The organism is Bacillus salacetis (assembly GCF_003581585.1).
GTDB classification, from domain to species: Bacteria; Bacillota; Bacilli; order Bacillales; family Bacillaceae_B; genus Rossellomorea; species Rossellomorea salacetis.
Genome location: NZ_QXIR01000014.1, coordinates 23440 through 48835, shown reverse-complemented (window position 1 = coordinate 48835; position 25396 = coordinate 23440). Strand labels below are relative to the sequence as shown.

Annotated in this window: 25 protein-coding genes; all 25 read left to right on the top strand. The window is 46.4% G+C overall.

The window, feature by feature from the left end; translation table 11 throughout:
- Window positions 1-5 precede the first annotated feature (5 nt).
- The 25 genes from paaK to D3H55_RS11400 all read left to right on the top strand — a co-directional run bounded on the left by paaK (window position 6) and on the right by D3H55_RS11400 (window position 25393).
- The gene (gene paaK / locus D3H55_RS11520; protein WP_119547067.1) at window positions 6-1331 is read left to right on the top strand and encodes a phenylacetate--CoA ligase PaaK; all 1326 of its coding nucleotides are present in this window, start codon (window positions 6-8) and stop codon (window positions 1329-1331) included.
- A 74-nt stretch (window positions 1332-1405) separates the two neighbouring features.
- A complete protein-coding gene (gene paaA / locus D3H55_RS11515; protein WP_119547066.1) occupies window positions 1406-2374 on the top strand; it encodes a 1,2-phenylacetyl-CoA epoxidase subunit PaaA in 969 nt (322 codons plus the stop codon).
- Window positions 2375-2389: 15 nt separating this feature from the next.
- Entirely contained in the window at window positions 2390-2746 is a 357-nt protein-coding gene (paaB, locus tag D3H55_RS11510) for a 1,2-phenylacetyl-CoA epoxidase subunit PaaB (protein WP_119547065.1), read from the top strand.
- Window positions 2743-3558: a 1,2-phenylacetyl-CoA epoxidase subunit PaaC gene (paaC, locus tag D3H55_RS11505; protein WP_119547064.1), complete on the top strand. Its 816-nt coding sequence runs from the start codon at window positions 2743-2745 to the stop codon at window positions 3556-3558. The genes paaB and paaC overlap by 4 nt, the downstream gene beginning before the upstream one ends.
- A gap of 5 nt (window positions 3559-3563) precedes the next feature.
- The gene (gene paaD, locus D3H55_RS11500; RefSeq protein WP_119547063.1) at window positions 3564-4061 is read left to right on the top strand and encodes a 1,2-phenylacetyl-CoA epoxidase subunit PaaD; all 498 of its coding nucleotides are present in this window, start codon (window positions 3564-3566) and stop codon (window positions 4059-4061) included.
- 15 nt (window positions 4062-4076) lie between these two features.
- Window positions 4077-4385, top strand: coding sequence for an EthD family reductase (locus D3H55_RS11495; protein WP_119547062.1), 309 nt, complete (start codon window positions 4077-4079; stop codon window positions 4383-4385).
- Window positions 4378-5157 (top strand): enoyl-CoA hydratase/isomerase family protein, encoded by a 780-nt coding sequence (locus tag D3H55_RS11490; RefSeq protein WP_119547061.1) that lies wholly within the window; start codon window positions 4378-4380, stop codon window positions 5155-5157. Before D3H55_RS11495 ends, D3H55_RS11490 begins: the two co-directional genes overlap by 8 nt.
- 13 nt (window positions 5158-5170) lie before the next feature.
- Entirely contained in the window at window positions 5171-5944 is a 774-nt protein-coding gene (locus D3H55_RS11485) for an enoyl-CoA hydratase-related protein (RefSeq protein WP_119547060.1), read from the top strand.
- Between the two features lie 18 nt (window positions 5945-5962).
- Window positions 5963-7480, top strand: a complete 1518-nt coding sequence (locus tag D3H55_RS11480; RefSeq protein ID WP_119547059.1) for an aldehyde dehydrogenase family protein — start codon at window positions 5963-5965, stop codon at window positions 7478-7480.
- A 107-nt stretch (window positions 7481-7587) separates the two neighbouring features.
- Window positions 7588-8439: a 3-hydroxyacyl-CoA dehydrogenase gene (locus D3H55_RS11475; protein ID WP_119547058.1), complete on the top strand. Its 852-nt coding sequence runs from the start codon at window positions 7588-7590 to the stop codon at window positions 8437-8439.
- 13 nt (window positions 8440-8452) lie between these two features.
- Entirely contained in the window at window positions 8453-9655 is a 1203-nt protein-coding gene (locus tag D3H55_RS11470; RefSeq protein WP_119547057.1) for a 3-oxoadipyl-CoA thiolase, read from the top strand.
- 229 nt (window positions 9656-9884) lie between these two features.
- Window positions 9885-10760 (top strand): phenylacetic acid degradation operon negative regulatory protein PaaX, encoded by an 876-nt coding sequence (gene paaX, locus D3H55_RS11465; protein WP_119547056.1) that lies wholly within the window; start codon window positions 9885-9887, stop codon window positions 10758-10760.
- Between the two features lie 118 nt (window positions 10761-10878).
- Entirely contained in the window at window positions 10879-11829 is a 951-nt protein-coding gene (locus D3H55_RS11460) for an NAD(P)H-dependent flavin oxidoreductase (RefSeq protein WP_119547055.1), read from the top strand.
- A gap of 344 nt (window positions 11830-12173) precedes the next feature.
- A complete protein-coding gene (locus D3H55_RS11455; protein ID WP_119547054.1) occupies window positions 12174-13163 on the top strand; it encodes an ABC transporter substrate-binding protein in 990 nt (329 codons plus the stop codon).
- Between the two features lie 172 nt (window positions 13164-13335).
- On the top strand, window positions 13336-14358 hold the full coding sequence (locus D3H55_RS11450; RefSeq protein WP_119547053.1) for an ABC transporter permease: 1023 nt from the start codon (window positions 13336-13338) through the stop codon (window positions 14356-14358).
- A complete protein-coding gene (locus D3H55_RS11445) occupies window positions 14342-15136 on the top strand; it encodes an ABC transporter ATP-binding protein (RefSeq protein ID WP_119547052.1) in 795 nt (264 codons plus the stop codon). Before D3H55_RS11450 ends, D3H55_RS11445 begins: the two co-directional genes overlap by 17 nt.
- Window positions 15137-15935: 799 nt before the next feature.
- Window positions 15936-16328 carry a thioesterase family protein gene (locus D3H55_RS11440; RefSeq protein ID WP_119547051.1) on the top strand — a complete coding sequence of 131 codons (393 nt, stop codon included), beginning with the start codon at window positions 15936-15938 and terminating at the stop codon, window positions 16326-16328.
- A 65-nt stretch (window positions 16329-16393) separates the two neighbouring features.
- Window positions 16394-17500: a Leu/Phe/Val dehydrogenase gene (locus D3H55_RS11435; RefSeq protein ID WP_119547050.1), complete on the top strand. Its 1107-nt coding sequence runs from the start codon at window positions 16394-16396 to the stop codon at window positions 17498-17500.
- Window positions 17501-17533: 33 nt separating this feature from the next.
- Window positions 17534-18598, top strand: a complete 1065-nt coding sequence (pdhA, locus tag D3H55_RS11430; protein WP_119547049.1) for a pyruvate dehydrogenase (acetyl-transferring) E1 component subunit alpha — start codon at window positions 17534-17536, stop codon at window positions 18596-18598.
- Window positions 18598-19593: an alpha-ketoacid dehydrogenase subunit beta gene (locus tag D3H55_RS11425; protein WP_119547048.1), complete on the top strand. Its 996-nt coding sequence runs from the start codon at window positions 18598-18600 to the stop codon at window positions 19591-19593. Before pdhA ends, D3H55_RS11425 begins: the two co-directional genes overlap by 1 nt.
- A gap of 12 nt (window positions 19594-19605) precedes the next feature.
- Window positions 19606-20829, top strand: coding sequence for a dihydrolipoamide acetyltransferase family protein (locus tag D3H55_RS11420; RefSeq protein WP_119547047.1), 1224 nt, complete (start codon window positions 19606-19608; stop codon window positions 20827-20829).
- Window positions 20830-22260, top strand: a complete 1431-nt coding sequence (locus D3H55_RS11415; RefSeq protein ID WP_119547046.1) for a dihydrolipoyl dehydrogenase family protein — start codon at window positions 20830-20832, stop codon at window positions 22258-22260.
- A 99-nt stretch (window positions 22261-22359) separates the two neighbouring features.
- Window positions 22360-23496 (top strand): 4-hydroxyphenylpyruvate dioxygenase, encoded by a 1137-nt coding sequence (hppD, locus tag D3H55_RS11410; protein ID WP_420808745.1) that lies wholly within the window; start codon window positions 22360-22362, stop codon window positions 23494-23496.
- Between the two features lie 180 nt (window positions 23497-23676).
- Window positions 23677-24792: a histidinol-phosphate transaminase gene (gene hisC, locus D3H55_RS11405; RefSeq protein WP_338067932.1), complete on the top strand. Its 1116-nt coding sequence runs from the start codon at window positions 23677-23679 to the stop codon at window positions 24790-24792.
- Window positions 24782-25393 carry a flavin reductase family protein gene (locus D3H55_RS11400; protein WP_119547043.1) on the top strand — a complete coding sequence of 204 codons (612 nt, stop codon included), beginning with the start codon at window positions 24782-24784 and terminating at the stop codon, window positions 25391-25393. Before hisC ends, D3H55_RS11400 begins: the two co-directional genes overlap by 11 nt.
- Window positions 25394-25396 lie beyond the last annotated feature (3 nt).

Here is a 25396-nt window from a genome sequence, read left to right as displayed (position 1 = left end):
AGTGAGTGATTTTACATGAAATTGAAACCGCTTCCAGAAGTAACGTTGAAAAGATCCAGCTTTCACGGCTGCAGCAGACTGTAAGCAATGTGTACTCTAATGTCCCGTTTTACAAGGAACAGTTTGATCACAGGGGTATCAAGCCGGAGGATATTCAATCGTTGGAGGATTTGAAGCTTCTTCCTTTCACAAGGAAAGCTGATTTGCGGCAGCATTATCCGTTCGGCCTCTTTGCGGTCCCCCAAAATCAGCTTGTGAGGGTTCATGCTTCTTCGGGGACGAGCGGAAAGCCTACTGTTGTCGGCTATACCCAAAATGACATCGATATGTGGAGTGATATCGTCGCCAGGGCCATTGCGATCGGCGGCGGAAAACCGGGTGAATTCCTGCATAATGCCTATGGTTATGGGTTATTCACCGGCGGTCTCGGACTGCATTATGGAAGCGAGCGCCTCGGCTTGGTGACGGTGCCAGTGTCAGGCGGAAATGCAGAAAGGCAGATAACACTCATCGAAGACTTTCAGCCGGCGGTCATTTGCGGAACGCCTTCTTATATTCTTAATATCGCTGAGAAGATGGAAGAGCAGGGGAAGGATCCCGCCCAGACTTCTGTGAAGTATGGTATTTTCGGGGCTGAACCCTGGTCTGAGAAGATGAGGCAGAAGATTGAAGAAAAGTGGAACCTTAAAGCATGCGATATATACGGACTTAGTGAAGTAATCGGTCCGGGTGTCGCCATGGAATGCCACGAAGACCAATCTGGCCTGCATATTGCGGAGGATCACTTCCTTCCTGAGATCATCGACCCTGTTACACTGGAGGTGCTGCCTCCTGGTGAAGAAGGAGAACTTGTATTTACATCGCTGACAAAGGAAGCTTTTCCGATTATCCGCTATAGAACTGGAGATATCGCGTCCTTGTCATATAATGAGTGCTCCTGCGGCAGGACAACGGTCAAAATGTCCCGTGTGAAAGGACGGGTGGATGATATGCTGATCATCCGCGGGGTCAATGTCTATCCTTCAGAGGTGGAGCATTACCTTTTGACCGTAGAAGAACTTTCGCCTCATTATCAGCTGCATTTGACCCGGAAGGGAACGCTGGATTGCGTCGAGCTGCATGTGGAAATAAAGGATGAGGTGTTCACCGGACTCCAACAGAATATGGAACATGAAATGATTTACCTCCTCACCCAAAAGATTCAGCATATCATGAAAAGCAGCTGTCTCGTATCGATGGAAGTGAAAATCAATCAGCCAAAGTCGATTCCCCGTTCTGAAGGGAAAGCAGTAAGGATACTGGATAAGCGGAATAGCGGGATTGAAGTATAAAATTTTTTGATTTCAAATAGTATCACAACATAAATGCACAACGTTAGAAATACGTTATTCAAGGAGGGTTTTACATGAGTGATACAGCATCTTTTACGGCACTGACCGAAGAAGAAAAGATGGCACACTTTATGAAACGGATTGAAGCAGGGGAAAAAATCGAAGCCGATGACTGGATGCCTGATGAATATAGGAAGACTTTGATTAAATTGATCTCCATGCACGGAATCAGCGAAATAATGGGAGCGCTTCCTGAGAAAGAATGGGTGCCGAAAGCCCCGACGCTTGGAAGGAAACTCGGCATCATGGCGAAGGTACAGGATGAAATGGGCCATGGGCAGCTGCTCCTTCGTGTTGCTGAAGATTTAATGAAGCCTTATGGAAAAACACGGGAAGAAATCATGCAGGATCTTTTTTCCGGAGATTTGAAGTTTCATAACGTTTTTCATATGGAAGCCCCGACGTGGGGAGACGCCGGTCTAATCGGCTGGCTGGTTGATGGAGCCGCCATCATTACGCAAACCAACATGCTTGGGGCATCTTATGGCCCTTATGCAAGAGCATTGAAACGGATCTGCGCTGAGGAAGTCTTCCATGCCCAGCATGGTGAAGCGATCATCATGGCACTGGCAGAAGGGACCACTGAGCAGAAGGAAATGGTCCAGGATGCAGTCGACCGCTGGTGGGAATCGCTCCTGATGTTCTTCGGTCCGGGAAGTGCCTCTACGACAGGTTCTTCAAAACAGGATATTACGATTAAGTATGGAATCCGCACCAAAACAAATGAAGAACTGAGACAGGACTTCTTCTCGAAATATGTTCCTAGAATCCTTTCACTCGGGTTGAAGCTCCCGGATGAAACGATGTACTTCGACAAGGAAAAAGAAGAGTGGGTGTATCAGCAGCCTGACTGGAGCCGATTCAAGGATATCGTGAAGAATAACGGTCCAAAATCAAAAGAGAGATTAAGCCTTCGAAAGATTTCTTATGAAAACAACGCATGGGTCCGTGAAGCACTGAGCGGAGATACAGCGGCAGGATAAAGGGGGACGGTGTACATGTCGGATAAAAGCAGGAATTTTTACCAGGAGTATGAAGTATTCAGCAGAAGAACAGATAATGCCCCGATGCAGCATCAGTTCAGCCTGCTGGCGCCCAATCAGGAAATTGCACTCGTTATGGCACAGGAAAATTTCCTGAGAAGGGAACCTGCAACAGATATCTGGGTCGTGAAGAGATCGGATATCAGGAAGATGGACCAGGAAGAAAAGGAGTCTCTTCAGCGCCTGGACAACAAGGATTACCGGAATGCCAAGGGCTATGGGTATTTAAAGAAAAAATGGCGTCACTATGAACAGGAAATGCTGGATGAGAAAGAGATCTTATCCTGGGAAGGGAAGGCGAAGAAATCATGACAGTGGGCAGTGCAGCGGAAGTGAAAGACCAGGCATACAAAAACGCGCTGGTTGAGCTTCTATATCAATTGGCAGATGATGATTTCATCACTGCCTACAGAGGATCGGAATGGCTCGGGCTTGCTCCTCATATTGAAGAGGATGTCGCTTTTTCATCCATCAACCAGGATACGATGGGGCATGCGGCAATGTTCTACAGGCTGCTTGAAGATCTCGGCGAAGGGGAAATGAACAGCCTTGCCCATGCCAGGGGATCAGAAGAACGCCGCAACGCTATCATTTTGGAAGAAGTCAATGGTTCAGGAACCTATCTTGTGGAACCGAATTACGATTGGGCCTTCGCGGTAGTCAGAAATTATTTCTATGCCCAGGCGAAAAAGGTCAAAATCGATTCATTGAAAAATTCTTCCTATCAGCCATTGGCTGATGCGGCAGTGAAGGTGAACATGGAATTATACTACCACCTGCTGCATTGGAAGACATGGTTCTCGCAGTTGATGAATGCAGGGGGCGAAGCGAGAAAACGCATGATGGATGCAGTGGATAAGACGGCAGCGGATTTTGCAGGTGTCCTGTCACTGGGAGATAAGGGAGAAGAAATCGCGAAAGCAGGTCTGATCGAAGGCGGGGATATGCTCATGGTCCGCTGGAAAAATGCTGTGAAACCAATCTTTGAATCTTGCAATCTTCCTGTTCCTGAATTGGAAATGAAGAGAGGGAACGGCAGGAACAAGGTGCATACACCTGACCTTGATCAGGCCATCGGCACATTGAGCGAAGTCTACAACTCTGATCCGGCAGCAGCCTGGTAAAAGGAATGATTCCATTGACAGAAAAAAATGAACTCATAGTAAACATACTTCAGCAGGTGAAAGACCCGGAAATTGATTCTGTCAGTATCGTTGAATTGGGAATGGTGGAAAAGGCAGGCTTTCAGGAAGGGAAGGCAACAGTAAGATTGCTGCCGACGTTCATGGGCTGCCCGGCACTGGAAATCATAAAGGGCAATGTGGAGAAAGTTCTTCTTGCGGATTCCCATATCCATGAAACCGATGTCGATTTCCTGTTCAGTCCGCCATGGACATCAGACAGGGTCTCAGAAGCGGGCAGGGAGAAGCTGAAGGAATTCGGTATCGCTCCGCCCCCGGAAAGACTGGAAGATGACGGCGGATGGAAGGTCAATTGCCCATATTGCGATTCACCATATACCACCATGGAAAACATCTTCGGACCCACCGCCTGCAGAAGCATCCTGTACTGCAAACAATGCAAGAACCCATTCGAAGCAATGAAACCAATATCTACTATTATGTAAAAGGGAGAGAATACAATGGTAAAATTGATCGCGCTTTATAAACATCCTGAAAACCAGGAACAATTCGACGAGCATTACTTCAATACTCATGCACCGATCACAGCTAAAATTCCAGGATTAAGAGAAATGAAAGTGACTAAAATCGTCGGCTCGCCAATGGGCGGAGAAGGCAAGTACTACCTTATGTGTGAAATGTTTTACGACAGCCATGACGCATTGAAGACAGCTTTGAAAACAGATGAAGGTAAAGCTTCCGGAAAGGATCTAATGTCTTTTGCCGGCGATCTCGTTACATTGATGATCGGTGAAGAAGTGAATGAATAGAACCTTCGAGTATATCAATGCCGGTATGGAGAATGGGATTGGTTTTGTTGAACTCAACCGCCCGAAAGTTCTTAACGCAATCAACAGGCAGATGGTGTCAGAGATTCTTTCCGCATTTGAACAGTTTGATCGTGACTCTGAAGTTAAGGTCATCCTTCTGTCTGGAAAAGGAAGAGCGTTTGCTGCAGGCGCAGATATCGATGAAATGGCCAATGACAGTGCCATTGATTTCGAACTTCTGAACCAGTTCACCGATTGGGACCGGATTGCCGTCGTGAAAAAACCTATCATTGGAGCCGTTCAAGGTTTTGCCTTGGGCGGAGGTTTTGAAATGGCCTTATGCTGTGACATGCTGTTTGCCTCAGATGACGCCGAATTTGGTTTTCCTGAAGTCAATCTGGCCGTAATGCCTGGAGCTGGCGGAACTCAAAGGCTGACCAAGTTAATCGGCAAGACAAGGGCAATGGAATGGCTGATGACAGGTGACAGGATGTCCGCCAAAGAAGCACAGCGCCTGGGAATCATCAACCGTGTGGTAGCAAGGGAACTGTTAATGGAAGAAACAAAGAAATTCGCTGCCAGACTGGCCAAACAGCCTCCGCTGTCCCTCCGTTTGATAAAGGAGTCTGTCCATAAGGCTGTAGACTATTCGTTGTATGAAGGAATGCAATACGAACGCAAGAACTTCTCACTTCTTTTTGCATCTGAAGATCAAAAAGAAGGAATGAATGCTTTCATTGAAAAAAGAAAACCGGACTATAAAGGGAAGTAAAGGAGGCATCAATATGTTTGAAACGATCCTCTATGGAGTCAGCAATGGAGTGGCATGGATCAGAATGAACAGACCAGATAAACTCAATGCCTTCATTGCCCAAATGAACGCCGAGATTGCGAAGGCCATGAAGCAGGCTTCCCGCGACGAAGCTGTCCGTGCGGTTGTCATTACCGGTGAAGGCAGGGCATTCTGTTCGGGCCAGGATCTAAGTGAAGTAAGTGAAGACATGGATCATGGAGAAGTCCTCCGGAATCACTATGGTCCGATGGTCAAAGAATTGGCTGCCTGTGAAAAACCGGTCATTGCCGCGGTCAATGGGGTTGCGGCCGGGGCGGGGATGAGCCTGGCGCTTGCCTGTGACTTCCGGTTGTTATCAGAGAAAGCCAGTTTCGTAGAAGCCTTCATTCATGTAGGGCTCGTACCGGATTCAGGGAACCTGTATTATCTGACACGGCTGGTCGGCCATGCCAAAGCGTTGGAACTTGCTGTATTCGGGGAGAAAATTTCAGCCGAAAAAGCAGCGGAGCTGGGCCTGGCCAATAAAATCATTAGTCTTGACCAGTGGGAAAACGAAGTAAAAGCTTACGCTGAAAGACTTGCCGGCATGCCGACAAAAGCAATAGGCTTGATTAAAAGATATTTAAATGAAAGTTATGATTCCAGTTTGGAAGAGTATCTGGAAAAAGAAGCATACGGCCAAAGAATTGCCGGACAGAGCAGCGACCACCGGGAAGGTGTAACGGCATTCATGGAAAAAAGAAAGCCCGTATTCCAGGGAAAATAAAATTGAGGAGATGAGAAAATGGCGACTGTAAAAGAACAAAATTTCGAAGTCCTTGAGACAAAACGTGAACATTATGGAATGATTATCAATGGTGAAAGAACAGACAGTTCATCAGGAGAAACATTTACTACATATAACCCGGCAACTGGCGAAGCCATTGCCACTGTTGCAAAAGCGACAACTGAAGATGCTGAGCGTGCTGTCCAGGCGGCAAGGGATGCATTTGATAATGGAAAATGGAAGAAGTTCCCGGTGAACAAGCGCCAAAGAATCATGATGAAAATCGCCGGTATCATGAGATCCCGTTTTAATGAATTGGTTTCTTTGGAAATCATGGACAGCGGTAAATCGTTATCAGCAGCACAAGGCCAGGTCATGCAGGCAATCGAAGACTTTGAATTCTATGCCGGTGCCATCGTCGGCCACCGAGGCTCAGTAAACAATGTACCAGGCCAGTTCCAAAACGTTGCAGAAAAGGAACCGGTAGGTGTCTGCGCGCAGATCATCCCTTGGAATTACCCATTGATGATGGCAGCTTGGAAAATCGCCCCTGCCATCGCTGTTGGATGCTCGGTTGTCGTGAAGCCGGCATCACTTACACCGCTGACAGCTTTAGTTCTTGGAGAAATCTGTGTTGAAGCCGGTGTTCCTCAAGGAGTGGTCAACGTCATCCCTGGATCTGGTTCTACGATTGGAAACTACCTTGTAGAGCACGACCAAGTGGATAAAGTGGCCTTCACAGGTTCAACGCCAATCGGAAAAAACATCATGGAAAGAGCTTCCCAGACTTTGAAGCGCGTGACATTGGAGCTTGGCGGAAAATCGCCTAATATCGTTTTTGAAGATGCAGATGTGGATGCCGCAGTCGATGGTTCCCTGTTCGGAATCTTCTATAATACAGGGCAGTCTTGTGAAGCACGTTCAAGATTGTATGTACATGAAGACATATATGATGAGTTCATGGAGAAGTTCGTGGCGAAAACAAAACAGCTATCCTTGGGAGATCCATCTGACAAAGGAACTCATATCGGTGCCATCATCGATGACAGCCAAGTGAAAACCATTGATGAATATGTGCAGTCTGCGAAGGAAGAAGGAGCGACGATCCTTGCCGGCGGAAAACCGGCAACAGTGGAAGGCTTCGAAAACGGCCACTGGTATGAGCCGACCATCATTACAGATGTAAATCATGAGATGAAAGCGGTACGTGAAGAAATCTTCGGACCGGTCGTTGTCGTGATGAAGTTCAGCAATGAAAAAGAAGCGATCAAACTCGCTAACGATACTGTTTATGGACTCGGTTCTGCTCTTTGGACTACTGATTACGCAAGAGCGACAAGAGTTTCAAAAGCAATCCAGGCTGGGATCGTCATGGTCAACTGCCCATTCTCGGCATTCCCCGGCACGCCTTTCGGGGGCTACAAGCAATCCGGATTCGGCAGGGAGCTGTGTATCGAGACGCTCGATCTATATACAGAGACAAAGAGTATCATTTCATACTTCGGAAGCCGTCCTTTAAATCCATTCGGCTTATAAAATAATCAGCATGTACGGGACTGAGGGTCCATCCGGTTCTTCCGGATAGGCACCAGTCCCTTGATGCTTATATTAATGAAGAAACTCGACTTGGAGGAGGCAGGACGATGAAAAAACTGGCCGTAATCGGTTCAGGCGTGATGGGAAGAGGGATTGCGTATGTCAGCGCAGTCGGCGGATTCCAGACCACGCTTTTTGATGTTGAACAAAGGCAGCTGGACAGTGCCCAAGGGGAGCTCGTCTCTATTTTTCAAAAAGGGATCGACCGCGGGAAAATTTCTAAGGAAGATAGTGATTCTGCTCAAGGAAGATTAACGTATTCAACGGACATGGCCCAAGCTGTTAAAGAGGCAGACCTGGTCATCGAAGCTGTACCTGAAAAGGCGGAGATCAAAAAAGCAGTGTTTGAAAAACTGGACGAGTATGCCGGCGGATCTTGTTATTTTGCTACCAATACATCCACCATGAGTCCAACAGAAATTGCTTCTTTCACAAATAGACCCGAAAGAGTAATTGCCATGCACTTCTTTAACCCTGTACATAAAATGCCGCTGGTAGAGATTGTCCGCGGCTTGGAAACAAGTGATGAAACAGCAGATTATGTGGAAGCAGCGGCTAAGCAGATGGGAAAAGAGACTGTTGTCATCAATGAATTCCCGGGATTTGTAACAAGCCGGATATCAGCACTTGTCGGAAATGAAGCGTTTTATATGCTTCAAGAGGGACTGGGAACACCTGAGGAAATCGATAAGGCAATCAAGTTAGGCTTGAATTATCCGATGGGCCCATTCGAATTAGGCGATCTTGTAGGTCTTGATGCCAGGCTCAATAACCTTAAATATCTTCATGAAAAGCTTGGGGAAAAATACCGTCCTGCTCCATTGCTTGAGAAGTATGTGAAAGCAGGAAGGCTTGGGAGAAAATCAGGGCGCGGGGTCTATGACTACACGAAGCAATAAAGGAGGATCCGCAATGAAAGAAGTCGTAATTGTCGATGCTGTACGTACGCCCATTGGAAAATATAAAGGTGCATTGAAAAATGTCCGTCCCGATGATCTGGGGGCAGTCGTAATTAAAGCACTGTTGGACAGAAATCCCGGGCTTCCGGCAGAACAGGTTGAAGAAGTGGTCCTTGGGAATGCCAATGGCGCAGGCGAAGACAACCGGAATGTAGCGAGAATGTCTGCATTACTGGCCGGCATGCCGGTGGAAATAAGCGCAACCACCATCAATCGTCTCTGCGGATCAGGCCTGGACGCAGTCAACTATGCAGCACGGGCGATCCTTGCCGGAGAGGGGAGTATCTTCATCGCAGGCGGAACCGAGAGCATGACCAGGGCTCCGTTTGTCATGGCGAAACCAGAAAAGGAATTTCCGCGCGGCAATATGGAGATGTTTGACACAACCATCGGCTGGAGATTCATCAATCCCAAGCTTGCCCAGAGATACGGAACAGACAGCATGCCGGAAACGGCAGAAAATGTTGCGCAGAAATTCAATATATCAAGGGAAGAGCAGGATGAGTTTGCCCTTCACAGCCAGCTGAAGGCGAAGGAAGCCATGGTATCCGGAATCTTCAATGAAGAGATTGTTCCCGTCGTTTACAAGGATCGAAAGGGGAATGATATTACGATCGACCGGGATGAGCATCCCCGTCCTGACTCCAGTATGGAAAAGCTTTCTAAGTTGAGGCCGTTATTTGAAAACGGGACCGTAACTGCCGGGAATGCTTCCGGCGTTAATGATGGTGCCTCGGCCCTGCTTTTGATGAGCGCGGAAAAAGCCGGGGAACTAGGGCTGAAGCCGATGGCTAAGTATGTGGTATCTGCCACAGCAGGCCTTGAACCATCCGTAATGGGCCTGGGACCTATATACGCGTCCAGGAAGGCAATGGACAGGGCTGGCATGAATAAAGATGATTTCGGCTTGATAGAATTAAACGAAGCGTTTGCCTCTCAGTCACTTGCGTGCATAAGAGAGCTTGGGCTTGATTCGGCATGCGTCAATGTCAATGGGGGAGCCATTGCATTCGGTCACCCCCTTGGAGCGAGCGGAGCAAGGATATTGACAACCCTTCTCTATGAAATGAAACGCAGGGAAGTGCGGCATGGCCTGGCAACAATGTGTATTGGTGTAGGCCAGGGAATCGCTACGATAGTAGAACGGATTGAATGACTTTCATCCATAATTCCATAGAGGCGTATGTCTTTATGGAATTTTTTTAATATAATAATCATCCTGTATGGCAGTATAATATTAATTTTCATAAAAGTGATAAAAGTCACGCTTTTAATTTTAAAAGTGATATCGTACTATGATAGAATAATGGTCAACGTAAATTTGACGTCACAAAATAATTATTTTAACAAAATGTCTTGTTAGGAGTAAGAAAGAGGCGAACAGGTTGAATACAAGATCGATGATTTTCACTTTATATGGAGATTATATCCGCCATTATGGCAATAAAATATGGATAGGAAGCCTCATCAAGCTTTTGAGGGAATTCGGCCATAACGACCAGGCTGTCAGGGCGGCCATCTCCAGAATGAATAAGCAGGGATGGGTCCAGTCAGAAAAGCAGGGAAACAAAAGTTATTATTCATTGACCGGAAGAGGCCTGAAGCGGATGGAAGAGGCTGCCCATCGGATATTCAAGCTGCAGACCGAAACATGGGATGGCCAATGGAGAATCCTCATGTATACGATTCCGGAAGAAATCCGAAATGTCAGGGATGAACTCCGGAAGGAACTGGTCTGGAGCGGATTTGGCACTCTTTCCAACAGCTGCTGGATTTCACCGAACAAACTGGAAAAACAGGTTTATGATCTGATAGATAAATATGACATCAAGCAATATGTCGATTTTTTCATCGCCAAATATGACGGACCCGATGAAGATCAGCGAATCATCAGCAAAAGCTGGGACCTGCAGGAAATCAATGAACGTTATTCAGATTTCATTTCGGAGTACAGCCAGAAATTCATCATTGATAAAAATAAAATTGAAAAAGGTGAAATGACGGAGGCCGAATGCTTTGTTGAAAGGACTAAACTGGTGCATGAATACCGGAAATTCCTCTTTGTTGATCCCGGCCTTCCGGAAGAACTGCTGCCGGAGAAGTGGCTTGGCGGACATGCCGCTTCCCTTTTTGGAGAGTACTATAAAGTCCTTGCAAAGCCGGCATCCCATTTCTTTGAGGAAGTCTATCAAGAAGGAAACGAGATGGGGAATAAAGATCAATCCTATAATATGTTTGACCATCCATTGATTTTGGATTAAACAGTCTTATAGATTGAACGTGTCATCATTATGGAAGCTGGATCTTCCATGCTTATTAGGGCTGTCCATGTAATTACCAGGAAAGAGAAAGGTTTTAGAATAAAGGGGGCAAAGTAAGGTGAGCAACTTAAATTCCATCCTTGGCATACGATATCCAATCCTCCAGGGAGGAATGGGCAATATAAGCAATGCACAGCTGGCCTCTGCTGTTTCGGAAGCCGGCGGACTTGGAACGATTGGAACCGGTACTATGAATGGCGATGAGGTTGAGGGGATTATCTTAAAAACAAAAGGGCTGACTGAAAAACCGATTGCCCTGAATATTCCAATCTCAGTAACGGGTCACTTGAAGGAAATGGTGGACCTTGTATTAAAGTATGACTTGGAGGCTGTTTCCCTTTCCGCAGGCAATCCTGCCCCTCTGGTTCCTATTTTCAAAGAAAGAGGAATCAAAGTCATTTGCGTTGTTGCTTCTGCAAAACAGGCGGTGAAAGCTGAAAAAGCCGGGGCGGATATCATTGTCGCCGAAGGGTATGAAGCAGCCGGGATCAATTCCAGTCTTGAAACCACCACTCTCACATTGATACCGCAGATTACGCAGGCCGTTAATGTTCCGGTTGTAGCAGCAGGTGGAATCGGCGATGGGAGAGGCCTTGCAGCTATGCTGGCACTTGGTGCATCCGGTGTGCAGATGGGTACCAGGCTGATTGCCACAAAAGAAGCGCCGTTCCACGAAAACTATAAAAATACCTTATTGGCAGCCGATGATAGAGGAACTGTCATTGTCGGCAGATCTGCAGGCCGCGTCCGCAGAATCATGAAGACCCCATATGCAGAGACACTATTGAAATACGAAAGCGATGGGATGGCACCTGAAGATTTTGCCAGGGTCACTTCTGAGGACTATCACAAAAAAGGTGCTCTTGAAGGCAGGCTCGATGAAGGATTCATCAACGGCGGACAGGTAAGCAGCCTGATTGAGGACATACCTTCTGTCCAGGAGTTATTTAAAAGAATGACAGCAGAAGCGAAAGAATATTTAGCTGCCGGAGCAGCAATATTAGATTAGAAGACGGGCTCAGCCCGTCTTTTTTTCTTGAATTCGAAGCCGGCATATAATTGCAATTGAAGTTTTAAAGGCCTGGAAACCCTGATGGAAAAATTATATAATGATAACAATTTTTAATTTTCGGAATATTGTTGACTTTCTTGCAACTTCGGTGATACTATAACGTTGTAATTACGCAGAGGTTGTTTTTCATCACAATAAAGCGCTGAAGTGATTTTGAATCCGGCGTTTGAAAAGAGCGAACCTAATGATCAACCATCCATCTTTTGCGAGATTTTTTTGATATAGAGGGGTACATGCTCCTGTATATAAATATTTTTTAATAGAACAAAGGGGGATTTCAGTTGAGAAAGAGTTTGCTGTTATTGAGTTCTGTATTAGCAGGGTCATTGATGCTAGCCGGGTGTTCCAGTGAAAAAGATGCAGCATCGGGGGATAAAACGTATACAATCGGAGTGACGCAGATTGTTGAGCATCCTTCATTGGACGCGGCATATGAAGGCTTTAAAAAAGCCCTTGCAGAGAACGGATACAAAGAAGGGGACAATGTGAAATTTGACGTGCAGAATGCCCAGAACGATCAAAGCAATTCCCAGAGTATCGCCAAAAAGCTTGTTGGCGATAAAGTGGACTTGATCTTTGCCAACTCCACTCCGAGTGCATTGCATGTCCTGAATGAAACAAAGGAAATTCCTATCGTGTTCACATCTGTTACAGATCCTGTCGGTGCCGGTCTGGTGGAGTCATTTGAAAAGCCGGGCGAGAATATTACAGGGACCACCGATACGAATCCTGACGCCATCCCGCAAACTGTCGGCTTCATGGTGGATGAAGCGGGGGCAGAGACCATCGGGGTGATTTATAATTCGGGTGAGCAGAACTCTGAAGTTCAGGTTAAGCAAGTAAATGAGATTGCGAAAGAAAAAGGGGCCGAGGTTGTAGAGGTTTCCATTTCTACTTCCGCAGAGGTTAAGCAGGCAGCCGAGTCACTTGTCGGACGGGTCGATGCTATCTACATCCCTAAGGACAACACGGTTGTTTCTGCTCTTGAATCCGTCATTTCCGTGGCAAATGATAAAGATATCCCGCTATTCGTTGGCGAATTGGATTCCCTTAAGCGCGGAGGTGTTGCAGCGAGTGGATTTAACTATGAGGACCTTGGGTATCAAACAGGTTTGATGGCTGTGAAAATCCTGAATGGAGAAAAGAAGCCATCGGAAATCAATGTGGAAACTCCTGAAAGCGCTGTCTTGACCTTCAACAAGGCTGCTGCAGAGGAACAAGGCTTGGAAATCAAGGATGAATGGGCCGACCTGGTTGAGTTCTTAGAATAGACTGTGAATTTATTGATGGTTACTTCCGGGGATTTTCCCCGGAATCATAAGACGTTCTTTTTTCTTGCTTACCAAGACCTTTCTGGGTAAACAGTATGCTGTCTTTACAATGGGGATTGAAAAGACAAGAAGCGTGAGAAAAGAGCCTTAGAATAGGGAAGGGTGATACAACATGTTTACCGCAATTTTTGGTTCTGTTGAATCGGGAATCATCTACGCCATCATGGCACTTGGAGTATATCTATCTTTCCGGATCCTGGACTTTCCAGACTTGACTGTAGATGGAAGCTTTGTAACGGGGGCGGCAGTTGCTGCCACCCTGGTTGTAAGCGGAGTGAATCCATTTGCCGCAACACTCGTATCTGTTTTTGCAGGGTTTGCTGCAGGGTGTATTACCGGAATTCTTCATACATTTGGAAAAATCAATGCTCTCTTATCCGGGATATTGATGATGATTGCCCTGTATTCGATCAATCTGAGAATCATGGGCAAATCCAATGTGCCTCTGTTAAATCAGGATACTTCTTTTACACATGTGGAAAGTTTTTGGGCTAAGATGGGAATCGATTCCGCCATGGAAAATATGCTGACGGCTGTCGGTTTGGGGGGCTTCATGCCAAGTACATGGGGAATCCTGTTCTTCATGGTGATTGTGACTTTCCTGATTAAATTCCTGACAGACAGATTCCTGAAAACCGAAATCGGATTGGCACTCAGAGCGACAGGTGACAACCAAAGGATGATCAGAAGCCTTTCTGCCAATACGAATACGCTGATCATTTTAGGCTTGGGGATTTCCAATGCAATGGTCGCCCTTTCAGGAGCACTGATTGCCCAATACAGCGGATTTGCCGATGTCGGGATGGGTATCGGAATGATCATCATCGGATTGGCTTCGGTAATTATCGGTGAGGCTCTATTCGGTACCAAAACAATTGTTAGGACAACACTTGCGGTTGTGGGCGGTGCCATCATCTACCGTATTGTTGTCAGTATGGCCCTTAGGGTTGAATTCCTGGAAACTGGTGATATGAAATTGATCACTGCCAGCATCGTCATCCTTGCATTAGTTATGCCAAAGGTCATGGACCGATATAAAGAAAAGAAACGTAAGGCTGCGAAACACGCCCAGCGGCTTCAGGAGCTCGCGCTAACTCCAAAGGGGAAGGATGATAGCAGTGTTACAATTAAATAGAATCCATAAAATCTTCAATGAAGGAACACCAGATGAAAAAGTTGCCCTTGGCGATGTGAGCCTGACCATGAATCCCGGTGATTTTGTAACCGTTATCGGAAGTAACGGGGCAGGGAAGTCGACCCTGATGAACATGATTTCCGGAGTACTTACACCCGACACAGGCGAAGTCATCATTGATGGCAATGATGTTACAAGGGTATCAGAATTCAAACGTTCCAGGCTGATAGGCAGGGTCTTCCAGGATCCAATGGCGGGCACAGCACCGACAATGACCATTGAGGAAAATCTGGCTATGGCTTATGCACGAAATAAAAAGAGGACACTGAAAAGCGGTGTAACAAGAAAACGCAGAGAGTACTTTAAACAAGTGCTGGAGTCGCTTCACCTCAATTTGGAAGACCGCCTGAATGCCAAAGTAGGGCTGCTGTCCGGAGGAGAGCGGCAAGCACTCTCCCTGCTGATGGCAACCTTTACAGAACCATCAATCCTATTGCTGGATGAGCATACAGCCGCTCTGGATCCCTCCCGTGCTGAGCTGATTACCAGCCTGACCAAGGAAATTGTTGACAAGTACCAATTGACGACACTGATGGTCACCCATAATATGCAGCAGGCAATCGACCTGGGCAACAGATTGATCATGATGGATAAAGGCGAAATCATCTTGGAAGTGAACGAAGAACAGAAGAAAGATTTGACTGTGGAAGGCCTGCTTAAAGAGTTCCAACGTATCAGAGGAACACAGATGGCAAGCGACAAAGCAATATTGGCGTGACTTAAAAAGGATGGAGGCCCCATCCTTTTTTATTATGGGGATTCTCTTTGGGGTAAGGGAATCCACTGGAGCAGGTGGGACGAATGAGTACATCGATTGCCGGTGACAAGGAGATCGACTGTGTCATAGAGTGTCAATGAATGCATCGAATCCCTGCGATGTGTAAAACGACCACATGGTTGGAAGATTTTCTGCATTCGACATCCATCAAGTATATTTCATACACCATTGTTTGCCCTGCGGTCAGATGATGCATTAAAAAGGCACTTTTTCCTGCATAATAACTGTTTACTCTCTTAATGATGTATAAAAAAAGCACTTATTCCAGCATGATTTGTATCAGACACTTAAGATTATGCCCCAATCCAATACATTTTCCTGCATTATCTTGCCCGGCTGATCAAATGATGTCCCAAAAAAGCAATTAATCAGGCATGATCCTTGTTAGGGACATTTCTTATGCATTCAAAAAATGATACCACATAAGGATTTTTCCAAAAATTCATGTTGCGTATGGAGAGTATCCTTTAACACAGAACACTCAGGCTGGCCTTGTAATACGTCTCAACCCTCACCCCTGAAATTTTCCATCCCTCTAAAAATTCCTTCCACTACTCCTCCCTGCAAATCTCACAGCATAGACTGCTGACCTGATAGGTAATGTACACCAAAAAAGAATTATTAATGTTTTAAATTTTTACAATTTATTGACTATTTATCATACAAAATGTTATTATATCGTTGAATTAACGTTATATGTTTTTTGTTTTGAAAAGGGGTCTTTAAAAGGAGGGGCAATATGAAGTCCGGAATGATGGTGGGACAGACAGCATCAATCACCGCTGCGGTGACTCCTGAAATGTTTGCCCAATTCGACGGGGAAGTTGTCCACCCGGTCTACTCGACTGTATCCATGGTCTATCATATGGAATGGGCTTCCAGGAAGATCATCCTTCCCTACCTGGAAGAAGGAGAAGAGGGTATGGGGGGAGCGGTCTCAATGAAGCACATCGCTCCAAGCGGTGAGGGGACCAGTGTTACCATCACAGCAACTTTAACCGAACTGCGGTCAAATGTGGTGATCACAAAAGTCGAGGCTAGAAATGAGAATGGCCTGATTGGGGTAGGGGAAGTCAAGCAAGTGATCCTGCCAAAAGAGAAAATTAATAGGATGGGACAAAAGGGAGAATAATCACCGATTAAATTTATCGGGATTTGTAAGCGGTTTCAAATCAAAGGGTATGAGGAGATGATTTCATGGATATGTTTGAAAAAATTCGTGAGCATGAACAAGTGGTTTTCTGCAATGACGAGGAAACCGGTTTAAAGGCGATCATAGCCATACATAATACAACGCTGGGACCGGCATTAGGGGGCTGCAGGATGCGTCCTTATAAGTCTGTTGAGGAAGCTTTGGAAGATGTTTTGAGGCTTTCAAAGGGGATGACTTATAAATGCGCAGCCTCGGATGTTGATTTTGGCGGCGGCAAAGCTGTCATCATCGGTGATCCGCAAAAAGACAAAAATCCTGAATTATTCCGTGCCTTCGGTCAATTCGTAGAATCATTGAATGGGAGATTCTATACGGGTACCGACATGGGGACAACACCGGAAGACTTTATTTATGCCTTGAAAGAAACAAACTGCATCGTGGGTGTGGACGAGGAATACGGCGGAAGCGGAGATTCATCGGTTCCGACGGCAATGGGTGTCATATACGGATTGCAAATCACCAACAAAACGGTTTGGGGAACAGAAGACCTTGGAGCAAGAAGCTATGCCATACAGGGGCTTGGCAAAGTAGGGGTGAAAGTAGCTGAACGCCTTATGGATGAAGGGGCTGAATTATATATTGCCGACATCAATCAGCATGCGATAGATGACCTTGTTTCAAGGGCAAACGAGAAAGGTGTCGCTATCAAAGTGGTGTCCGGAGATGAAATCTATTCAGTCGATGCTGATGTTTTTGTTCCTTGTGCCATCGGAGGCATCATCAATGATGACACAGTCGAGCAGCTTAAGGTCAAAGCGGTCGTCGGATCAGCCAACAATCAGCTGCTTGATACCAGACATGGAAAAAGGCTGCATGAAAGGGGAATCCTCTATGCGCCGGATTACATTGTTAATGCAGGGGGGCTTATCCAGGTGGCAGATGAATTGTATGAGCCAAATAAGGAACGTGTCCTGCAGAAGACACGGACAATTTACAACTCCCTGCAAAGAATTTATGCTCAGGCGGAGAAAGAAGGCATTACATCCGAAGAGGCTGCAAACCGTTACTGTGAAAACCTAATCCAAACGCGTTCACGCCGGAACAGCTTTTTCTCTCATATGAAAAGACCGAAGTGGTCAGTGCGCACTTAATCAGCATTCCAGTTTAGAGATAGAGGTGAAGAAATGGAAGAACAGTTTCCGATTTACAGGATAATCGATAATGATGGGAATCTTCTTGGTAATCAAGACAACAGCATTACCGAATCCCTGGCCAAGGAATTTTATCGTCATATGGTCAGGATCAGGATATTCGACAAGAAGTCGATCAGCTTGCAGAGGCAGGGGAGGATCGGAACCTATGCCCCATTTGAAGGACAGGAAGCTTCACAGGTCGGCAGTTCAGTTGCACTGCAGGCTGATGACTGGATGTTCCCTTCCTACAGGGACCATGGTGCCGCAATGACGTTCGGCCATTCTCTTAAAAACATCCTGTTGTTTTGGAAAGGCAGAAATGAAGGCTGCGTCCCGCCTGAAGGCAAAAAGATTTTTCCGCCGGGCATCCCGATTGCCACCCAGCTTCCGCACGCTGCTGGTGCAGCATATGCGGAAATGCGTAAGGGCACAAAGAATGCGGCCATTGTTTATTTTGGTGACGGAGCCACTTCGGAAGGCGACTTTCATGAAGGCCTGAATGTGGCAAGCGTACTCAATGCCCCAGTTGTCTTTTTTAACCAAAATAATGGATTTGCTATTTCTGTACCCGTCAAAAAACAAATGAAAACAAAAACCATCGCCCAAAAGGCACTTGCCTACGATATTCCGGGGGTGCGCATAGATGGGAATGACATATTCGCTGTTTACTTTGAAACCTTGAAAGCATTGGAGAGGGCCAGGGATGGAAAAGGCCCGACATTGATCGAAGCGGTGACATGGAGATATGGCGCTCACACAACAGCCGATGATCCGACGAAATACAGAGATCAGTCAGAAAGTGATGAACGCAGAAAGCTTGGCGATCCGATCGCCCGCCTTCAGCGATTCATGGAGAAGCAGGGCTGGTGGGATCAGGAGTGGGCCGGTTCTGTTGAGAAAGAATATACGGCAGAAGTGGATCAGGCTGTCGAGGAGCTGGAAGCCTATCCTGAAGCAGATCCAGAAGTGATCTTTGATTATGTGTTTGAAAAGCCGACATGGACAATCTCTCAACAGAAAGACCTGCTGCTTCAGCAGTTAAGGGGTGAAGGATGATGAAGACGGCTGTGAAAACGAATAAGCTGACAATGGTTGGTGCCATTACGGATGCCATGAGGGTCATGCTGAAGGAAAAAGATAACGTCCTCCTTCTGGGAGAAGACATCGGAACCAACGGAGGGGTTTTCAGGGCTACGGATGGTTTGCAGGAAGAGTTTGGTGAAGAGCGGGTATTGGACACACCGTTAAGTGAAGCGGGCTTTATCGGTGCGGCCATCGGCATGGCGGCCAATGGATTCATCCCAGTGGCCGAGATCCAGTTCCTTGGGTTCATCTATCCTGCCTACGAGCAGCTCATGACCCATGCTTCGCGTTTGCGTGCAAGGACTTTGGGGCACTTCACTTGTCCGCTGGTCGTCCGTGCCCCATACGGAGCGGGAGTCCGCGCCCCGGAAATCCATTCTGACAGTACCGAAGCCATTTTTACACATATGCCGGGACTTAAGGTCGTCTGCCCTTCCAATGCTTACGATGCAAAAGGGCTGCTGATTGCGGCCATTGAAGATCCGGATCCTGTTCTTTTCCTTGAGCCGATGCGGATTTACAGGGCAGCAAAACAAGATGTGCCCGAAGAGAAATATTCCATTGAGCTTGGCAAGGGAAAGGTCGTCAAGGAGGGCGAAGATGTCACCATCATCGCGTGGGGAGCAATGGTTCCCGTGGCATCCCAGGCAGCAAAAGCAGCGGAAGAGAAGGGGATCAGCTGTGAAGTGATCGACCTTAGGACACTCTATCCGATTGATATAGATATCATTGCAGAATCGGTACAGAAAACAGGAAGAACCGTTATCGTTCATGAAGCTCATGCCACCGGCGGTGTTGGGAATGACGTCCTGGCCATCATCAACGATACATCCTTCCTGTATCAGAAAGCACCAGTCGAGAGGGTTACCGGATTTGATACACCTGTGCCGTATTTCGGTTTCGAAGATTACTATCTGCCGACTGCAGAAAGAGTATTGAAGGCTGTTGAGAAGGCAGCGGATTTTTAGGGGGTGAAGAGGATGGAAGTTAAATTGCATGATATCGGTGAAGGAATGACGGAAGCGCATGTCAGCCATTTCTTCGTAAAGGCCGGTGATTCCGTAAAGGCGGACCAGCCATTGGTTGAAGTACAGACGGACAAAATGACAGCGGAAATCCCTTCTCCTTCTGCAGGTACAATCAAGGAGATTCTGGTATCAGAAGGAACAACAATAGAAGTGGGGACGGTTGTGCTGCTCATGGAGGCAGCCGGATACAAACCTGAAGAAAAAGGGAAGAAGGCAGAACCGGTTTCGGCAGCAGTTTCTATGTCATCTGCACCTGCTGCCCCCCGGAATCGAAAAAGAATCCTTGCCTCTCCCTATACAAGGAAAATCGCCAGGGAGAACGGCGTCGATATTACAGAAATAGAAGGGACGGGCGCAGCCGGCAGGATAACAGATGAAGATGTTACAAGATTCATAGAGGGCAGTAACACAGTCCAGACTCAACCAGCCGAAAAGGAGATGGAGGATCAGGCAACGGAAACGAATCAGGGTACTGCAGAAAGCCAGGAAAGCATTCCATTCAGGGGCAGGCGCAAACAAATCGGTATGAAAATGAAGTCGTCCCTGATGACGATTCCTCACTGCACTCATTTTGAGGAAATTGACGTCACGAATTTGATGGAGCTTAGATCCCAGCTGAAACGGGCGGATACCAATATTTCCGCGTCTGCGTTTTTTGTAAAAGCCCTTTCCCTGGCCCTAAAAGAATTTCCGATTTTCAACAGCAGGGTGGACGAAGAAAAAGAGCAGATCACGTTTATCAGGGAACATCACATAGGAGTCGCAACCGATACTGAAGAAGGCCTGATTGTCCCGGTTGTGAAAAATGTTGAGAATAAATCCCTAAAGGCCATTCATTCCGAAATGAAGGAGTATACCTTAAAAGCGAAGGAAAATAAACTTACGTCGAAGGATGTGACGGGCGGCACCTTCACGATTTCCAATGTAGGACCGATGGGTGGTTCAATCGGGGCCACACCGATCATCAATTACCCTGAGGTGGCATTGGTCTCCTTCCACAAAACCAAGAAAAGGCCGATGGTCAATGATGATGATGAAATCGTCATCCGGTCGATGATGAATATTTCCATGTCATTCGATCATCGGGCGGCTGACGGAGCAACAGCAGTTGCCTTCACCAACTGGTTTGCCGAACTGATTGAAAATCCAAATCTAATGATTGTGGAGTTGATATAAATGGTAGTGGGCGAATTGGCAGAAGAACGCGAACTGATCATTATCGGCGGCGGCCCTGGAGGCTATCACGCTGCCATAAGAGCGGCACAGCTTGGGCTGTCTGTCCTGCTGATCGAAAAAGAAGAACTTGGCGGCGTCTGTTTGAATAAGGGGTGCATTCCGTCCAAGGTCTTTACACAGCTCGCAAGGAAGCACAAAGAGCTGGATCACTATCAAAAAATGGGGCTTGGAACAGGCTCTGTGTCTGTGAATCTCTCTAAGCTTCAGGAATATAAAACAAGCTTGATAGGGCAATTAAAAAAAGGTGTGGATTCACTTTGCAAGGCCAATAAAGTGGAAGTGGTAAAAGGGGCAGCTTCATTTCTGGCCGAAAATAAAATCGGTGTGGAAAACGGCCATCAATTTACGGTGTATTCCTTTCAATCGGCCATCATTGCTACTGGCAGCAAAAGAGAGAAACCTTCTTTCATCCCGGGGTACAGCAGCCGGATCCTAAATGAATTTTCCATTTATGAGTTAAGGGAAATTCCTGAAGAATTAATCGTCCATGGAAGCAGCTACATAGAACTAGAAGCCGCCTCCAGTTTTGCTGCACTGGGTACGAAAGTGACTCTTGTATTGAATGGAGAGCTTCCGTTCGACGATTCTATCAACAAAGAGCTTGCGAGGGTGTTAAAAAAAATGAAGGTGAAGCTGATGACCGGCTTTGAACCCCAAGAAGCAGCCGAATCAAGCGATGGAGTATCCGTTACCTTCGTTAAGCAAGGCGGGGATTCCGTGACACTCGAAACTCCTTACTTTTTCTCGGCAGCCCGCCAAACGGCTAATATCGGTGACTTAGGTTTAGACCGTTTGAAGATGAACCTTACAAATGATGGATTCATAGAAATCGATGAATCCTGCAGGACATCCATTCAAAGTATTTTTGCAATCGGTGACGTGACAAGCGGTCAACCCCTGGCTGTCAAAGCAATCAGACAAGGAAAGGTTGCAGCGGAAAATGCCGCAGATGTACCTGCTGAATATGACGATTCACTCCTGCCTGTCATCGCCCAGACGATACCGCCAATTGCATCGATCGGAATGACAGAGAAAGAAGCAGCAGAGGAATATGATGTGTCCGTAAGCACCTATCCAATGGGCGGCAACGGATTTGCCCAGCTTTCTGGTGAAAAGGAAGGGGTAATAAAAGTTGTTGCTGACAGCGAAAATGATTTGATCCTCGGCATCCATATGATGGGAATCGGTGCGGTGGAAATGATCCCGGGAGCCGCAGTAGGAATGGAGATGGCGGGCAGGGATGAAGATTTCTCTTATCCATATTACCCGCATCCAAATACGAGCGAGAGTCTCCAGGAAGCAATGGAAGCATTAAAAGGCAGGGCGGTGCACCTTCCCCCGGTTAAGCAAAAAGAGTTTTCCAAAGTATAAAACGCTTTACCGCGGTGATGCGTTTCCGCTTTAACTCCCGCTCTTGAGAAAAGCTAATCCAAAAACTATTATAATATTTAGAATAATAAATAAAATTTAATGGAGGTTGTTCATATGCAAGGTAAAATGGCTGAAGTAAATCAAGACCAGAAGGTAGAAGATTTCTTTCCGGTAAGAGATGTAGACTTTTTAGAATACTACACAGGAAATGCGAAACAGGCAGCACACTATTTCTGCACAGCATTCGGATTCAAGATTGTTGCTTATTCCGGGCTTGAAACAGGAAATCGTGAAACGGTTTCATATGTTTTACAGCAAAATAAAGTCCGCCTCCTGGTTACAGGTTCACTTAAAGAAAGCACGCGTGTAGCCTCCTTTGTTAAGAAGCATGGAGATGGGATCAAAGATATCGCCCTGGCTGTGGATGATGTTGAAAAGGCTTACAGTGAAGCCGTATCACGCGGTGCCATAGAAATTGCCCCTCCAACGACCTTGTCCGATGATAACGGGACAATCAAAAAGGCGGTCATCGGTACATATGGGGATACGATTCATACACTTGTTGAGCGCAAGGATTATAAAGGTGTATTCATGCCTGGCTTCGAAGCTATGGAAATGAGCATTCCGGTCAAGGATGCCGGTATCATTGCCGTTGACCATGTGGTAGGGAATGTGGAGAGAATGGAAGAATGGGTATCCTATTATGAAAAGGTGATGGGCTTCAAGGAAATGAGACACTTCACCAATGACGACATTAATACCGAATATTCAGCCCTTATGTCCAAAGTGATGCACAATGGCGGCCGTGTCAAATTCCCGATCAACGAACCGGCAGAAGGCAAGAGGAAATCACAAATCGAGGAATATCTTGAATTTTATAACGGACCAGGTGTACAGCATATCGCCATCCTGACAGAAGATATTGTCCAGACGGTTGCCGCTTTGAAAGAAAATGGTGTGGAATTCCTTGAAACTCCTGACACATACTACGACATGCTGTCAGAACGCGTAGGTGAGATTGATGAGGAGATTTCCAAAATTAAAGAGTTGAAGATTTTAGTTGATAGAGATGACGAAGGCTACCTTCTGCAGATCTTTACTAAACCTGTAGTGGATAGGCCAACATTCTTCATTGAAGTGATCCAGCGAAAAGGGGCAAGAGGCTTTGGTGACGGAAACTTCAAAGCATTATTTGAATCCATCGAACGCGAACAGGAACGCCGCGGGAACCTATAAAAATAATTTGGGACGCCATTCTTAAGGATTGGCGTCTCCCCATAAAGGGACGTCCCATACAAGGAACGGGATCACACTGAAATCCTTCACAAGAAGAGTGGGACCTTGGGGGACGCCCTTTTATTTTCAAAAGCTCTTAATATAGAAGTTTCATAGAGAAAGCGGGGGTCAAAGGTGGTCGTGAAATTTAAAACAAGAAAAAGAGTCGAAGAGATTGCACCCTATGTCCTTGGTAAAAGCATGGAAGATATAAAGACAGAGCTCGGACTCTCGGAAATCCGCAAACTATCGGAAAATGAAAATATATATGGATGTTCTCCCAGAGTGAAAGCATACCTCAGTACAGGCGGGGCCGATATTTATCTCTATCCCGACGGAATGGCCCAGGAATTGAAGAACAAAACAAGTGAGTTTTTCAATGTCAGGCAGGAACAGCTTGTATTCGGAAATGGATCTGACGAAGTCATCCGCCTTCTGACAAGGGCTTATATCAATGAGGGTGATGAAGCAGTCATGGCTGATGTTACGTTTCCCAGGTATCAAACCAATGTATTCCTTGAGGGTGGGACACCTGTCATTGTTCCCCTGGCGGAGGGAGTCCATGATTTAAAAGGGATGCTTGATAAAATCACAGATAAGACAAGAATGGTGTTTGTCTGCAACCCCAATAATCCTACTGGAACAATCAATGGAAAAGCGGAACTCCGGAACTTTTTGGAAAGTGTCCCTTCACATGTTCTGGTTATCGTCGATGAAGCCTATGTGGAATATGTGACTACGGATGATTACCTGCATTGCATTCCGCTTTTGGATCAATTTGATAATCTGATTGTTCTCAGGACTTTTTCAAAAATTTACGGACTGGCAGGACTTCGTGTCGGTTTTGGTGTCATGAATGAGGAAATTGCGACCCAGCTGACAAAGGTAAAGGATGTCTTCAATGTCAGCAGGCTGGCACAGGGAGCCGCCATAGCCGCAATGGAAGACCAGGAATTCATACAACAGTGTGCTGCCATGAACGAACAAGGCCGGAACTACCTTCAGACTGAATTTGAAAAGATGGGATTATCCTATTTTCCTTCTCAATCCAACTTCATCATGGTCGATTGCGGAATTCGCGGGGATATCGCGGCAGCCGGCCTGCTGAGGCATGGGATCATTGTCCGTGCAGGTACCTTGCTTGGATATCCGACCACGGTGAGGGTCACAATCGGGACGGAAAAAGACAACCAAACATTCATTCAAGGCTTGAAACAGGTGATCGCAAAAGAGAAGGAGGGCTCTCATGGAAATTAAACCGGATATGCTCGAGTGGAAGGATGCTTATAAACTGCTTGTGGGATCGATCGTCCCGCGGCCGATTGCATTTGTTTCCACAGTAGATGAAAACGGGAAAGCAAACCTGGCCCCTTTCAGTTTTTTTACAGCTATCAGTGCCGATCCGATGCTGGTCTGTTTTTCTCCAATGAGGAAGGGAACGGACGGAAGCAAGAAAGACACCCTCAAAAATATTGAAGACACTAAAGAATTCGTGATCAATGTAGTCAGTGAAGAGTTTACAGAACAGATGAATAACACGGCAATCGAATTTGAAGCTGATGTCGATGAGTTTAAAGAAACGGGATTGACCAAACTGGATTCTGTAATGGTGGCGCCTCCCGCAGTGAAAGAAAGCAAAGTCCAGCTGGAATGTACGCTCCATCAAGTCCTTCATTTTGGGGAAGGTGCCGGTTCGGGGAGCCTTGTCATAGGGAAGGTCGAATATGTAAGAGTGGCTGATGAACTTTACTTCGATGGAAAAATAGACACAGAGCAGCTGAAACCAGTCGGAAGGATGGCAGGACAGATGTATACCAAGCCGATGGCAGATACATTTGAAATGGTCAGGAAAAGGTGATTC

Coding starts and splice junctions, on each gene's coding strand:
- D3H55_RS11415 (WP_119547046.1), top strand. CDS start 20,830: ATGGTAGTGGGCGAATTGGCAGAAGAACGCGAACTGATCATTATCGGC.
- D3H55_RS11440 (WP_119547051.1), top strand. CDS start 15,936: ATGAAGTCCGGAATGATGGTGGGACAGACAGCATCAATCACCGCTGCG.
- D3H55_RS11470 (WP_119547057.1), top strand. CDS start 8,453: ATGAAAGAAGTCGTAATTGTCGATGCTGTACGTACGCCCATTGGAAAA.
- D3H55_RS11490 (WP_119547061.1), top strand. CDS start 4,378: ATGAATAGAACCTTCGAGTATATCAATGCCGGTATGGAGAATGGGATT.
- hppD (WP_420808745.1), top strand. CDS start 22,360: ATGGAGGTTGTTCATATGCAAGGTAAAATGGCTGAAGTAAATCAAGAC.
- paaA (WP_119547066.1), top strand. CDS start 1,406: ATGAGTGATACAGCATCTTTTACGGCACTGACCGAAGAAGAAAAGATG.
- paaC (WP_119547064.1), top strand. CDS start 2,743: ATGACAGTGGGCAGTGCAGCGGAAGTGAAAGACCAGGCATACAAAAAC.
- D3H55_RS11495 (WP_119547062.1), top strand. CDS start 4,077: ATGGTAAAATTGATCGCGCTTTATAAACATCCTGAAAACCAGGAACAA.
- D3H55_RS11485 (WP_119547060.1), top strand. CDS start 5,171: ATGTTTGAAACGATCCTCTATGGAGTCAGCAATGGAGTGGCATGGATC.
- D3H55_RS11400 (WP_119547043.1), top strand. CDS start 24,782: ATGGAAATTAAACCGGATATGCTCGAGTGGAAGGATGCTTATAAACTG.
- D3H55_RS11480 (WP_119547059.1), top strand. CDS start 5,963: ATGGCGACTGTAAAAGAACAAAATTTCGAAGTCCTTGAGACAAAACGT.
- D3H55_RS11425 (WP_119547048.1), top strand. CDS start 18,598: ATGAAGACGGCTGTGAAAACGAATAAGCTGACAATGGTTGGTGCCATT.
- D3H55_RS11420 (WP_119547047.1), top strand. CDS start 19,606: ATGGAAGTTAAATTGCATGATATCGGTGAAGGAATGACGGAAGCGCAT.
- pdhA (WP_119547049.1), top strand. CDS start 17,534: ATGGAAGAACAGTTTCCGATTTACAGGATAATCGATAATGATGGGAAT.
- D3H55_RS11475 (WP_119547058.1), top strand. CDS start 7,588: ATGAAAAAACTGGCCGTAATCGGTTCAGGCGTGATGGGAAGAGGGATT.
- paaD (WP_119547063.1), top strand. CDS start 3,564: ATGATTCCATTGACAGAAAAAAATGAACTCATAGTAAACATACTTCAG.
- paaB (WP_119547065.1), top strand. CDS start 2,390: ATGTCGGATAAAAGCAGGAATTTTTACCAGGAGTATGAAGTATTCAGC.
- D3H55_RS11435 (WP_119547050.1), top strand. CDS start 16,394: ATGGATATGTTTGAAAAAATTCGTGAGCATGAACAAGTGGTTTTCTGC.
- D3H55_RS11450 (WP_119547053.1), top strand. CDS start 13,336: ATGTTTACCGCAATTTTTGGTTCTGTTGAATCGGGAATCATCTACGCC.